The 12,967-nt window shown below is 52.3% G+C and carries 14 protein-coding genes and 1 pseudogene; 8 read left to right on the plus strand and 7 right to left on the minus strand.

Going from position 1 to position 12,967, the window contains the following annotated elements; genetic code table 11:
- The first annotated feature begins 114 nt into the window (after positions 1-114).
- The 5 genes and pseudogenes from MON40_RS12650 to MON40_RS12665 all read left to right on the plus strand — a co-directional run bounded on the left by MON40_RS12650 (position 115) and on the right by MON40_RS12665 (position 3,861).
- Complete coding sequence (locus MON40_RS12650; protein WP_003775926.1) at positions 115-906, plus strand: DpnI domain-containing protein; 792 nt, start codon at positions 115-117, stop codon at positions 904-906.
- A gap of 466 nt (positions 907-1,372) precedes the next feature.
- Positions 1,373-1,861, plus strand: coding sequence for a hypothetical protein (locus MON40_RS12655; protein WP_039863357.1), 489 nt, complete (start codon positions 1,373-1,375; stop codon positions 1,859-1,861).
- 99 nt (positions 1,862-1,960) lie between these two features.
- A pseudogene (locus tag MON40_RS13615) lies at positions 1,961-2,068 on the plus strand (IS5/IS1182 family transposase); the annotation flags it as partial.
- A gap of 642 nt (positions 2,069-2,710) precedes the next feature.
- Positions 2,711-3,061, plus strand: coding sequence for a helix-turn-helix domain-containing protein (locus tag MON40_RS12660; RefSeq protein ID WP_003756620.1), 351 nt, complete (start codon positions 2,711-2,713; stop codon positions 3,059-3,061).
- Complete coding sequence (locus MON40_RS12665) at positions 2,965-3,861, plus strand: IS3 family transposase (protein WP_242925933.1); 897 nt, start codon at positions 2,965-2,967, stop codon at positions 3,859-3,861. The genes MON40_RS12660 and MON40_RS12665 overlap by 97 nt, the downstream gene beginning before the upstream one ends.
- A 513-nt stretch (positions 3,862-4,374) precedes the next feature.
- Here the strand turns inward: MON40_RS12665 and argJ are convergent.
- The 6 genes from argJ to MON40_RS12695 all read right to left on the minus strand — a co-directional run bounded on the left by argJ (position 4,375) and on the right by MON40_RS12695 (position 8,025).
- Positions 4,375-5,595 carry a bifunctional glutamate N-acetyltransferase/amino-acid acetyltransferase ArgJ gene (argJ, locus tag MON40_RS12670; RefSeq protein WP_003775922.1) on the minus strand — a complete coding sequence of 407 codons (1,221 nt, stop codon included), beginning with the start codon at positions 5,593-5,595 and terminating at the stop codon, positions 4,375-4,377.
- 82 nt (positions 5,596-5,677) lie between these two features.
- A complete protein-coding gene (locus MON40_RS12675; protein WP_003775917.1) occupies positions 5,678-6,379 on the minus strand; it encodes an LrgB family protein in 702 nt (233 codons plus the stop codon).
- The gene (locus MON40_RS12680) at positions 6,379-6,723 is read right to left on the minus strand and encodes a CidA/LrgA family protein (RefSeq protein ID WP_003775916.1); all 345 of its coding nucleotides are present in this window, start codon (positions 6,721-6,723) and stop codon (positions 6,379-6,381) included. Before MON40_RS12680 ends, MON40_RS12675 begins: the two co-directional genes overlap by 1 nt.
- A gap of 226 nt (positions 6,724-6,949) precedes the next feature.
- Positions 6,950-7,126 (minus strand): hypothetical protein, encoded by a 177-nt coding sequence (locus MON40_RS12685; RefSeq protein ID WP_167317425.1) that lies wholly within the window; start codon positions 7,124-7,126, stop codon positions 6,950-6,952.
- A gap of 29 nt (positions 7,127-7,155) precedes the next feature.
- The gene (locus MON40_RS12690; RefSeq protein WP_003775913.1) at positions 7,156-7,374 is read right to left on the minus strand and encodes a hypothetical protein; all 219 of its coding nucleotides are present in this window, start codon (positions 7,372-7,374) and stop codon (positions 7,156-7,158) included.
- A gap of 18 nt (positions 7,375-7,392) precedes the next feature.
- Entirely contained in the window at positions 7,393-8,025 is a 633-nt protein-coding gene (locus MON40_RS12695; protein ID WP_003761092.1) for a C40 family peptidase, read from the minus strand.
- A gap of 170 nt (positions 8,026-8,195) precedes the next feature.
- Between MON40_RS12695 and MON40_RS12700 the strand changes: the two genes are divergently transcribed.
- A complete protein-coding gene (locus MON40_RS12700; RefSeq protein ID WP_003775911.1) occupies positions 8,196-9,839 on the plus strand; it encodes an ABC1 kinase family protein in 1,644 nt (547 codons plus the stop codon).
- A 75-nt stretch (positions 9,840-9,914) separates the two neighbouring features.
- On the opposite strand, the gene trpC is transcribed toward MON40_RS12700, so the two are convergent.
- Positions 9,915-10,697 carry an indole-3-glycerol phosphate synthase TrpC gene (gene trpC / locus MON40_RS12705; protein WP_003775910.1) on the minus strand — a complete coding sequence of 261 codons (783 nt, stop codon included), beginning with the start codon at positions 10,695-10,697 and terminating at the stop codon, positions 9,915-9,917.
- 316 nt (positions 10,698-11,013) lie between these two features.
- Between trpC and MON40_RS12710 the strand changes: the two genes are divergently transcribed.
- Both MON40_RS12710 and MON40_RS12715 read left to right on the plus strand, forming a co-directional pair.
- Positions 11,014-11,601 (plus strand): YdcF family protein, encoded by a 588-nt coding sequence (locus MON40_RS12710; protein WP_003775906.1) that lies wholly within the window; start codon positions 11,014-11,016, stop codon positions 11,599-11,601.
- A gap of 281 nt (positions 11,602-11,882) precedes the next feature.
- On the plus strand, positions 11,883-12,926 hold the full coding sequence (locus MON40_RS12715) for a sulfate ABC transporter substrate-binding protein (protein WP_003775904.1): 1,044 nt from the start codon (positions 11,883-11,885) through the stop codon (positions 12,924-12,926).
- Positions 12,927-12,967 lie beyond the last annotated feature (41 nt).

Raw genomic sequence — 12,967 nt, forward strand, 5'->3', positions numbered from 1 at the left:
ATTAAAAAAGGTCGTCTGAAAACTTGGAAACAGGGTTTTCAGACGACCTTTTTAAGGTAGATTGGGTTGTCTACATTACAGACCTCAAATAACTTAAATCTCAAAATCCAAAACATGAATTTATTTTTCGATACCGAATTGGGAAAGCAACAAAATAAAGCAACCCACAAAATCCGTGTAATGAGCGAGACTTGGCTAGAAAAAAACGGCTACTGCCCCTGTTGCGGAAGCAAGCCGATGCAGAGATTTACCAATAACAAACCTGTTGCAGACCTCTTTTGTCCAAACTGTCACGAGCAATATGAATTAAAGAGTAAAAATCAAAAAACTATAGGTAACAGTGTGCCTGACGGTGCATATCACACCATGTTGGAGCGCATCCAGTCAGATACCAACCCCAACTTTTTCTTTCTTGCATATAAGAAAGCAGATTACTCCATACAGCAATTGGTGCTTGTACCTAAACATTTCATAACACCGGACATGATTATTCCCAGAAATAAAGGTATTAAAAACCGACCACACCACATCATGTGCTCCATTAATCTTGTACCTTTACCTGAAAGCGGCAAAATATTCTTAATAGACAATTCCCGCATTATCGAACCCGAAATCGTTCTGAAAAAATGGCAATCCAATCTATTTTTACGCAACCAAAATGCGGAGCGCAAAGGCTGGCTTTTAGCTATTATGAAATGTATCGACCAACTCCCCAAAGAATTCACATTGTCGCAAATGTATGAATTTGAAAACAAACTATCTATCCAATTTCCCCAAAACAACCATATCAAAGACAAAATCCGCCAACAGTTGCAAATTTTGCGTGATCAAAATATGATCGAATTCATTGGTCGCGGACTTTACAAAAAAATCAACAAATTGCACCCAACTCCCAAGGCGTTTTGATTTCAAATCATGATACTGAATTCACAAGGGATATTTATAGTGGATTAACTTTAAACCAGTACGGCGTTGCCTCGCCTTAGCTCAAAGAGAACGATTCTCTAAGGTGCTGAAGCACCAAGTGAATCGGTTCCGTACTATCTGTACTGTCTGCGGCTTCGTCTCCTTGTCCTGATTTAAATTTAATCCACTATAAATACCATATTTAAAACACAACCGGCCGTAGCGTGGGCTTTGCCCACGGATTGTTTTTTAAAAAACAAAGGTCGTCTGAAAGCCTGCATACAGGTTTCAGACGACCTTTTTGCACAGTATGTTTTCGCAGACCAAGCCCGCATCACGAGTTAAGAGAGCTCTTTAAAAGACAGCGGAAAAATGTAGTCCGATATATTAGAATAACCCTCTTTTCCAGACCGACTGGAAATACGTGTTAAAAAATCCCAACAAAGCTGATAATCAAGGAAAAAACATGAAGAAATTTACACTCGCTGCCTTATTAAGTGCTACCCTGCTTGCAGGCTGCTACAGCCTGCCCAAACCCACGATCATAACGATGGAGCAAATCCGCAACCTCGACTACGGACGTTATCCGAGCGACTACGAACAAATCGTCAAACGCCATCTCGCGCGTACCCTCATCGACCCCAATTCCTTGATGCTGGATGGTATTTCCAAGCCGCGCAAATTTGTACGTCTCGAGCGGACCTCCCTTCCGGTAAAAACCGACACACCCATCCGTGACATCCGCGGTTACATTGTATGCGCCCGTATCAATGCCAAAAACAGATACGGCGGCTATACCGGCTGGCAAGAACATGCCTACATAATTTATAACGGGCAACTGTATGAAGATGTGCTCGGCGCCCAGTGTTTCAACCAAGACGAACTTATGGTATCCGTCGAAGCAGGGGCTTACATCAAAGTAACAGAAAATGGTAACGAAATCCAAGTATACTAATAAGCCATACCCTTTACTTACCATCTTGCCAAACCATGAGCGGGCTATTTATATCCGGCCCGCTCTCATTACAAACACGCATTTCCAAAAGTGGAAATTTATAGTGGATTAAATTTAAATCAGGACAAGGCGACGAAGCCGCAGACAGTACAGATAGTACGGCAAGGCGAGGCAACGCCGTACTGGTTTAAATTTAATCCACTATATCCCTCGAACAACAGCCAAGACATCAAAAAATATTCAACAAACCGTAGCGTGGGCTTTGCCCACGAACAGGGTTTGACGACACGCCGGTGTAAAAATAACCGCTTTATTTATAGTGGATTAAATTTAAATCAGGACAAGGCGACGAAGCCGCAGACAGTACAGATAGTACGGAACCGATTCACTTGGTGCTTCAGCACCTTAGAGAATCGTTCTCTTTGAGCTAAGGCGAGGCAACGCCGTAATGGTTTAAAGTTAATCCACTATACATCACAAAGGTCGTCTGAAAACCTTGTTTTTACGGGCGGCAGTGAAACATAGAGCCTGCTCTAAAGGGTGTTTTTTCGCTATCTTCATCCGCGGGCAAAGCCCACGCTACGCTGTAAGTCTGAGATCAAATGTTTGCAAAACGGCTGCCGAGATTCAAAAATGGATTCCCGCCTGCGCGGGAATGACGGCATAGGGGAATTTTTGTTTAATTGATGGGCTGTTTTCGCAGGCAAAGCCGTATTACAGGTTGAAAGCTAACCGTAGCGTGGGCTTTGCCCACGGGTTGTTTTTTTTGGAAAAGCAAAGGTCGTCTGAAAGCTGAACTGCACCCCAAAAGTTGGACATCCCCTCCAACTCACAAGGTGCAGTTTTTTTATGAGCAAATATACATTACACTTCAAATACCAAGCCGTACTCCACTACCTGCATATACGCAGCCAACAACGTACCGCAGACCACTACGGCATTTCCCGAACCCACCTGAGACGATGGATACGCGCCTATCAAGAAGGCGGTATCGGCGCACTCGAACATCCCCAATCCAAAACCATGCCCCAACACCGCAAAAACCCCTTCATCGCAGATAAACCCGACCAAGAAAAAACGCAGGCAGAGCTTATCGAAGAGTTGTGCTATATGCGCGCAGAGGTCGCCTACCTAAAGGAGTTAAAAGCCCTCAGCCAAAAGCAGACCGCAAAGGACAAAGCCAAACCGTCCAAACACTGAGGGCGCAACACCCGCTCAAATACCTGCTGCACATCGCAAACCTGCCCAAAAGCAGCTTTTACTACCACAACCAAGACCGACCCGACCCCGACGAAGCCGACAAAGCCCTCCTTGTCGAAACCTACCGGCGGCATAAAGGACGCTACGGGCAAAGGCGCATTGCCGCCGCATTGGGTTGGAACCGCAAAAAAGTGGCGCGGTTGATGAAGCAGTTGGAACTGAAAGCCCTCATACGGGCGAAAAAAGCCTACCGCCATCCCGCCATGGGCGAGATATCGGAACACCTCCTCAAACGCCGGTTCAAAGCCCGAAAGCCCAACGAAAAATGGCTGACCGACGTTACCGAACTCAAAGGGAAGGACGGCAAACTGTACCTCTCGCCAATCTTGGACTTGTTCAACCGGGAAATCGTCGCCTACGCCATGAGCCGCAGAGCCGACAGCGAAATGGTGAAGGAAATGCTCGAAAAAGCCGCCCCCCGTCTGACTGATAAAGGAACGATGCTTCATTCGGACCAAGGTGTGCCGTACCGTACGGCGGGGTATAGGGAATTGCTTGCGGAGTATTCCATGGTTCAAAGCATGTCGCGAAAGGCGAACTGTTGGGACAATGCGCCGATGGAAAGCTTCTTTGCGGTGTTGAAGACGGAGTGTTTCTATAACGCAGGTGAATTGACGGTAGATGAATTGATGAAGCAGATAGATGACTATATGGATTACTACAACCGGGAGCGTTGCAGTTTGAAATTGAAAAAGCTGAGTCCTGTCGCATACAGAACCCAGCTTGCACAGAGCGCCTGAATAGGCTTTTATGAGTGTCCAAGATTTGGGGGCCAGTTCAAGCCTGCGTACAGGTTTCAGACGACCTTTTATATTTTCGCGGGCATAGCCCGCGCTACCAGTTGAACACTGCTGGAAATATCTTTCTTTTCGATCGTGTTTCCCTTGATGTGGCGCAGTAAACCGTAGCCTGAATCTCTACTAACTGTGTGCGTGGCTACGCCACTCACCCTACCTGCGGGCGGCACAAACTTTAAAACCGACATGTAGGGTGTATGCGGTACGCACGCACGCGTTTTTTTGCCGTTCTCAAACCATTGTTTCAAACTTTCAGACGACCTCAAACGTCGTCTGAAAACCCAAAACTTATAGTGGATTAACTTTAAACCAGTACGGCGTTGCCTCGCCTTAGCTCAAAGAGAACGATTCTCTAAGGTGCTGAAGCACCAAGTGAATCGGTTCCATACTATCTGTACTGTCTGCGGCTTCGTCGCCTTGTCCTGATTTAAATTTAACCCACTATACAATCTGTCCTTACGAGCGGTAGGCTGCGTTGATGGAGACGTAGTCGTGCGACAGGTCGCAGGTATAGACGGTGGCGGCGGCTTGTCCGCGGTGGAGTTTGATGCGGACGGTGATTTCGTCTTTCGCCATCACTGCCTGCCCTTGTTCTTCGGTGTAGCTTGCGGCGCGGCCGCCGTTTTCGGCAACCAATACGTCGTCCAGATACATTTTGAGGATGTCGGTGTCCAAATCGGCGATGCCGGCGTAGCCGATGGCGGCGAGCAGTCTGCCGAGGTTGGGGTCGGAGGCGAAGAAGGCGGTTTTAACGAGGGGCGAGTGGGCGACGGCGTAGGCGACTTGGCGGGCTTCGTCGCGGGTTTTGGCGTTTTCGACGCGGACGGTGATGAATTTGGTCGCGCCTTCGCCGTCGCGGACGATGGCTTGGGCAAGTTCGAGGGCGAGGCTGCCGAGCAGGTCTTTGAGCTGTTTGTAACGCGGGTCGGCGATGTTGTCGATTTCGCTTTGGCTGTTTTTGCCGGTGGCGATGATGACGAAGCTGTCGTTGGTGCTGGTGTCGCCGTCAACGGTGATGGTGTTGAAGGTTTCGTCGGCGATTTCTTGGGTCATCAGCTGGAGGACGGGTTGGGAAACTTTGGCATCGGTGGCGATGAAGGAGAGCATGGTCGCCATGTTGGGATGAATCATGCCGGAGCCTTTGGCGATGCCGGTGGCGCGGACGGTGTGTTTTTCGCCGACGCTGCCTTCGCGCGAGGCGGATTTGGGCACGGTGTCGGTGGTCATGATGGCGCGTGCGGCATCCGCCCAGTCGGCAGGCTGCATTTTGGGCAGGGCGGCGGTGATTTTGCCGACGGGCAGGGGTTCGAGGATGACGCCTGTGGAGAAGGGAAGGACTTGTGAGGGTTTGCAGCCGGTTTGTTCGGCGGTGGCGGCGCAGGTTTCGATGGCGTCGATCCTGCCTTGCGCGCCTGTACCGGCGTTGGCGTTGCCGGTGTTGATGATGATGGCGCGCACGCCGTCTTCGTCGAAGAGATGTGATTTGGCGATGTGGACGGGGGCAGCACAGAAGCGGTTGGTGGTGAAGACGGCACCGACGGTGTTGCCGCCGGAAAGTACCATCAGGGTGAGGTCGGCACGGTCGGTTTGTTTGATGCCTGCGCGGGCGGTGAAGAGTTGGATGCCGTCGATGTTCAGCAGTTGGTCTGCGGTTTTTTCTGTGAGGTTGACTGCCATTTTGCTGCTCCTTTGTTTGGGGTTGCTATGAGTTTGGGTTTCAGACGACCTTTTTGGTTCATCGGGGTCGTCTGAAAAGTGTTCAGAATCCTAATACGGGGATGATAATCGGGGCGATGGCGGCGGTCAGTACGCCGTTGAGGGTCAGCCCCAGCCCTGCGTATGCTGCCATGCGCCGGCTGCGTTCGAGCGAGGCGGCGATGCCCATGGCGTGTGAGGCGGTGCCGAGCGACATGCCGACCGACGAGGGCATGCCGACGGTGTTTTTAAGCACGGTATAACCGGCTATCTGCCCGACCAGCCCGGCGACGATGACGGTGGCGGCGGTAATGGCGGGGATGCCGCCTATGGTGCGGGTGATTTCGATGGCGATGGGGTTGGTCACGGATTTGGCGGCGAGCGAGAGGACGACTTCGCGTTCCGCGCCCAGCCATTTGGCGAAATACATGCCCGTGATGATGCCGGTCACGCTGCCGGCGAGCTGCGAGACGATGACAGGCAGCCACTGGCTGAAGATTTTTTGGCGGTTTTGATAGAGCGGGACGGCAAGCGCGACGACGGCGGGCTTAAGCCAGAAGTCGATAAACTGCGCGGCATCGTGGTACACGGCGTAATCGATGTCGAGGATTTTGAGGTAGGCAATCAGGGTAACGGTGCTGATTAAGACGGGGTTGAGCAGCAGATAGCCCGTCCGCGCGCGGAGGATGAGTGCCAGCGCGTAAACCGCCAGCGTCAGGAAAAGCAGGACGCTGGGCTGCTGCCACAGGGAAAGGATGCCGTCCATCAGATTTTCTCCCGTATCCATTGATGCACCTTGCCCGTTACCAACAGGACGCACACGGTACTGGCGGCGGCGGAAACGAGTATCGACAGCCAACTGTCGGCAATCAAATCCAAATAACTGATGACGGCGACGCAAGGCGGCACAAGGAAAAGCGTCAGGTTTGCCATCAGCGCGTCGGTAAGCTGCTGCAACCACTCGGCTTTCAACCACCCCGCCTGAAGCATGGCAAACAGAATGCCCATGCCGATGATGCTTCCGGGCAATTTGATGCCCGTAAGGTAGGCGGCGGTTTCGCCGAGCGCGAGGCAGCCGAGCAGGACGAGCAAGGCGCGGATGGTGTGCATGGGTCGGGTTTCCTCTATGGTTTGCCACTTTGCAGACGGGCGGTTTATGAATCTTTGTTAATAATTGAATCATAACGCCCTTGGGGTCGTCTGAAAAGTGTGGCTCAGCCCGAATATAGTGGATTAAATTTAAATCAGGACAAGGCGACGAAGCCGCAGACAGTACAGATAGTACGGAACCGATTCACTTGGTGCTTCAGCACCTTAGAGAATCGTTCTCTTTGAACTAAGGCGAGGCAACGCCGTACTGGTTTAAAGTTAATCCACTATACAACATCGATTTGCCGTTTTCGCGCTTATCTGAATCAATCAATGCTGAAACCCAACAAGGTCGTCTGAAAGCATCTTGCCGGCTTTCAGACGACCTTGTCGGGTTGTCGCCCATAAAAAACGGCATGGTCAAAAGCCACGCCGTCGGATAGGGATTTCCGCCTAGGATTTCCGGTAGGGATTTTCCACACCTTCAATCAAGGCTCGCAGGTATTCGCGCAACTGCTTCTCGCTGCATCCCATCAGGAGCGCGTCTTCGAATGCGTCTTGCGCCGCCTGATAAAGCTCGGTCATGTTTTCGGTCATGACTTTCACTTTTTCAGTGCAGGATACGATTTGCCCGTCGTCGTCATACCATTTGGGCATTTCAGGCATACTCACGTTGGTACTTTCCTAGACTTAATTGAGGAAACGGGACGGATCGTTTTTCTTCACGCGGCGGGCGAAGGCGTATTTGGCATTCCAGTATTTGTTGCTGAGGCTGGTAACTTCGATACGTTTGCCGGTACGCGGCGCGTGGATGAAACGGTTGTTGCCGATGTAGAGGCCGACGTGGGAGATTCTGCCGCGACCCATCGTGCGGAAGAACACCATGTCGCCCGGCTGCAATTCGCTACGCGATACGCCGACACCCATTTTTGCCTGTGCGGCGGAAGTGCGCGGGAGGTTTACGCCCATCGAGCGTTTGAAGATATGCTGCATGAAACCGCTGCAGTCGAAACCTGTGGACGCGGATGTGCCGCCGTAGCGGTAGGCTACGCCCAAAAGCCCCATCGCGCTGCTGATGAGTTCGTCTGCATTGTCTGATGACTGTACAGAACTTACGGGTTGGCGGGGAGCGATCGCGGCAGTGATTGCGCGTCCGGGTTGGAGGAGTGCCGGGGAAGCAGGTTGTCTTGCATCTTCAAATTGGTTTAAAACCTGCTGTCTGCTTCTGACGAACGAATCGAGATCGTCGGCGTTTGCAAAATGAATGCCGGACAGCACATAGACCGAAGCCAATAGTGCCGCCAGCCTGGATAAGGCTTTCATGTTTGACTGATTCCATTTTCAGACGACCTGTCTGCCGCCTGCTATTATGTTATTCTGTATCTGGGATATTCAGGCGATTGTATATAAAAAACAGGATGTTTGGCAAAAAAGCATCTGTTATATTGCGTTAAAGCGTTGTTTATAAAAAATTTTGCGAAGATACCCGACCAATGATGATACCTACTCTGCTCGCTATGCGCGACTTTTCCAGAATGCGCGAAATTATTACCGTGCTGACGAAATACGGCTTGGGCGGCTTTGTGCAGCGCATCCGTTTGGGCGCGGCGGGCGGGGACGAAGTGCATCCCGACAGCCGTTATATGAGTACGCCGCGACGCTTCCGCAAAGCGTTTGAGGAGCTGGGTCCGACCTTCGTCAAACTCGGTCAGGTATTGTCCACGCGGGTCGATATTTTCGGGGCGGAGTGGATTGAAGAGTTCGAACAACTGCAAAGCAACGTCGCGCCGATACCATCGTCTGAAATCTATACTTTGGTCGAAGCCTATCTGGGCAAACCCGTTTCCGAAGTGTTTCGCAGCATAGACCCGAAACCCGCCGGCAGCGCGTCGGTGGCGCAGGTACACCGTGCCGAACTTTTAGACGGAACCGCCGTCGCCGTCAAAGTCAAACGCCCCGACATCGAGCCGGTCATTCAGGCGGATTTGCGGATTTTGAACCACCTCGCCAGACTGATGGAATCCGAAATCCCCGAAGTGCGCCGTTACCAGCCCGTATTGATGGTCGCCTATTTTGCCAAGAGTCTGGCGAAAGAAACCGACTTATCGGTGGAGCTGCGCTATATGCAGCGTTTCGGTCAGACCTTTTCAGACGACCCCTTGGTCCGCATCCCCGCCGTCTATCCCGACATTTCCAACCGGCACATCCTCGTACAAGACTACATCGACGGCACACTCCTGAAAGACGCCGACCTCGAAACCATGCCCCACACCTTGCGCAACGGGCTTGCCGGACGGATTACCGACACCCTCTTCACCATGATGCTGCGGCAAGGCTTTTTCCATGCCGACCCCCATCCGGGCAACATCTTCATCAACGACAACGGCGGTATCACCTTCATCGACTTCGGGCTGGTCGGACACCTCGGCAACACCCGCCGCCGCGAAATCCTCAACCTCATCAACGCCCTAACCAACAACGACGCGCTGCTCATCCAATACGTCCTCAGCGACTGGGCGCAGGGCGATTTGCCCGATGAAAACCTGCTCGGCGCCGATGTTTTGGAAATGCTGCTCAACTACGAACACACGCCCATCCGCGACCTGCGCGTCAGCCAAGTCATCAACGACATCACCTCCATCATGCGCCGCCACGGGCTGACCCTGCCCGGCGACCTCGTGATGCTCTTCAAAACCCTCATCACCCTCGAAGGCGTCGTCAAACGGCTCGACGGCAGTATCGAACTGCTCGAACGCGCCAAACCCATCACCGAAGCCGCCGTCAAAGAACAAGCCTCCGCCGCCCACATCGCCCGCAACGCCAAAACGCAACTGCGCACCCTGTTGCAAATGGCGGAGTCGCTGCCGCAAGACTTCTTCAGGCTGACCAGAATGCTGCAAAAAGGCAAATTCGGCATCACCCTAGACCTCAAGCAGTCAGACCGCATCAGCCATCAAATCGACAGCGCCGCCAACCGCCTGACCATGGGCATCGTCACCGCTGCCCTGATTATTGGTTCGTCCATCGTCATGAGTATAGACACCGGCCCCAAGTTTATCGGCTTCGTCGGCTACCTTATCGCCTTCGCCAACAGCCTGTGGATTATCTGGTCGGTGTGGCGGTCGGGGAAACACTAAACTGCCTGCTTCCGAAGCAGACCGCCTCAAAAGCAGGCAAGAAATTTTGTGCTTTGCACACCTTGCGGCACGATATTAAAACAACTTACGCACTTCGGCTTCGATATCCGCCGCCCGCATAAAAGTTTCGCCGATTAAGAACGTATGCACGCCATGGCCGCGCATAAAGTCCACATCGTCTTTGTTTCGGATACCGCTTTCCGTAACGACCGTTTTGCCCGACAGCTCAGGCAGCAGGTCTAAAGTCTGCTGGAGCGTGACTTCAAAAGTCCGCAGATTGCGGTTGTTCACGCCCCACAGCGGCGTGGTCATGCTGCGGCATTTTTCCAATTCGGATTGATCGTGCAATTCCAGCAGCACGGTCAAGCCCAAATCGTGGGCAACGGCTTCAAAATGCGTCAACTGCTCGGCATCCAAGGCCGCCGCAATCAATAAAATCGCATCAGCGCCCCATGTGCGCGCCTGATAAATCTGATAGTCGTCGATAATGAAATCCTTGCGCAACACCGGCAGGCTGACCGCCGAACGCGCCTGTTTCAAATACTCGGGCGAACCTTGGAAATACACTTCGTCGGTCAACACAGACAAACAAGCCGCCCCCGCGCGTTCATAAGCGCGCGCAATATCCGCAGGGTGAAAATCAGGCCGTATCAGCCCTTTGCTGGGACTGGCTTTTTTGATTTCCGCGATAATGGCAGGCAAGTTTTGAGCGTGTTTATTGCGGATGGAAGCAAAAAAGTCACGCACGGGTTCGGCATCGCGCAACTGCGCTTTGACTTCCGCAAGCGGCACCGCCGCTTTTTGTGCGGCCACTTCTTGAGCCTTGGTGGCAAGGATTTTATTGAGGATATCGGTCATAAATGGCTTTCGGTCAATACATGGCGGAACCACGCAAAACAGCAGGCAACCCGATGCCGCCGCTTTTTGCGTCCTTCCATACCGTAAAGGGAAAAATGGTTTATCTTAACATTTACGAGGTCGTCTGAAAAACAGAAGATGGTTTCAGACGACCTCCCGCGATAACAACACAACATACCCGTCCCGTCCGCAACCGAAATCTACCGCCCATCCCGTCTCGCCGGTCAGACAATCTGCATATGCTATGATGTTTCACTGCCGCGCCATCCAACCGATATCCCGCCGCACACACCCGATACACCCAAAGGAATCATTTATGAAAAGATGGATAATATGGGGCTTCCTCCCGCTTCTCCTCATCTGGGCGACCAGCGTGGCTTGGCTGCATTACCAAGCCGTCCAAGCAGAAAAAGCATCCCAAAACATCAAACCCGCCGACATCGCCGTCATCTTGGGCAATTCCGTCAACAGGCGTGGCAAACCCAATCCCTGCCTGCGCTCCCGAGTGGAAGCAGGCGTCGCCCTCTACCGCCAAAACAAAGTCAGCGGATTGCTGATGAGCGGCGGCACGGACGGCGACGGCAGCAATGAAGCGGCAGCCATGCAATCTATGGCGATAGACATGGGCATCCCGCCCGAACACATCCGCATCGAAAACAAATCGGAAAGCACCTTTGAAAACATCGCCCTAAGCGCACCGCTGTTGCAAGACGTATCCAACGTCATCATCGTCAGCGACGCCTTCCATCTCGCACGCGCCGAGTGGCTCGTCAACCGTCATTTGAAAGACAAAAACGTCCAGTTTTACGCTTCCGATTCCTGCGGCGACTCCACGCCCAATTACCTGCGCAAACTCTCTCGCGAAATACCCGCGTGGATTAAAGCCATGATTATGCACCGCTGAATCCTGTCCGTCCGAAGCAGACGGCTTTCGGTTTGGCAAGCAGCGTTCACAGCTAGGCGTTGTCTGCATGGTTCATCATTGACAAAAGGTCGTCTGAAAACCGAAATCCGTTTTCAGACGACCTTTCCGTTATTCATCCCTTCAAACGCCATAACTGAAAACACCAAGCCACATATCGCCGCAAACGCATTTCCGTTATATCCAAAGAAGCAAACAATATTTCCCGCGCGATTCCCACCTTGTTATATTCCCCGCTCAAGTATTTGTCTGATAAGGAAAATATGATGGGACTCAAATCATGGCTGGGCATTATCTTCATCGGCGCGACGGTGTGGCTCGCCTCATGCGGGCAGTCCGGCGGCACGTCGGGCAAAGGCAAACCCGAGCGCGTCGTCATGTTGAATGTATCGTACGACCCGACACGCGAGTTCTACCGCGAATACAACCCGTTTTTCCAACACTACTGGCAAAAAACACACGGACAGGAAGCAGATATCCGCCTCTCCAACGGCGGTTCGGGCAAGCAATCATTGACCGTGCAAAACGGCTTGAAAGCCGATGTCGTAACGCTTGCGCTGGCATCCGATATCGACGCGCTCCATCACAGCAAATCAGGCAGGCAACTCTTGTCGGCAGATTGGCAAAAAGCCCTGCCGCACAACAGCACGCCCTACACTTCGACCATCGTGTTCCTCGTACGCAAAGGCAACCCCAAGCAGATTCATGACTGGGACGACTTGGTCAAAGGCGACGTACAAATCATCACGGCAAACCCAAAAACCTCAGGCGGCGCACGCTGGAATTTCCTATCGGCTTGGGCATACGCACAAGAAAAAGGCGGGGATGCGGCGGCAGAACAGTTTGTCTCCGAACTCTACCGCCGCGTGCCGGTCATGGACGCAGGCGCGCGCGGTTCGACCATTACCTTTACACGGCGCGGATTAGGCGATGTTTTGCTGGTATGGGAAAACGAAGCGCACCTCGCCTTGCAGGAGAATCCGAACCAATTTGAAATCATCACGCCGTCAATATCCATGCTGTGCGAACCACCCGTCGCCGTGGTCAGCGAAGTAGCAAAAGAAAAAGGCACGGAACAAATCGCCAAAACCTATTTGGAAATGCTGTATAGCAAAGAAGCGCAACGAATGGCAGCACGCCATTTCTACCGCCCCACCGACGAAGCCGTACGCGCCGAATTTAAAACACGCTTCCCCAATTTGAAACTGGTCGGCATCGACGAAACCTTCGGCGGCTGGCGCAAAGCACAAGCACGATTTTTCAACGACGGCGGCGTATTCGATAAGATTTACCGACCGCAAAGCTGATTGCATTCAGATATAGTGGATTAAATCTAAATCAGGACAAG

The sequence above is a fragment of the Neisseria macacae ATCC 33926 genome, assembly GCF_022749495.1.
In the GTDB taxonomy this organism is placed as follows: Bacteria; Pseudomonadota; Gammaproteobacteria; order Burkholderiales; family Neisseriaceae; genus Neisseria; species Neisseria macacae.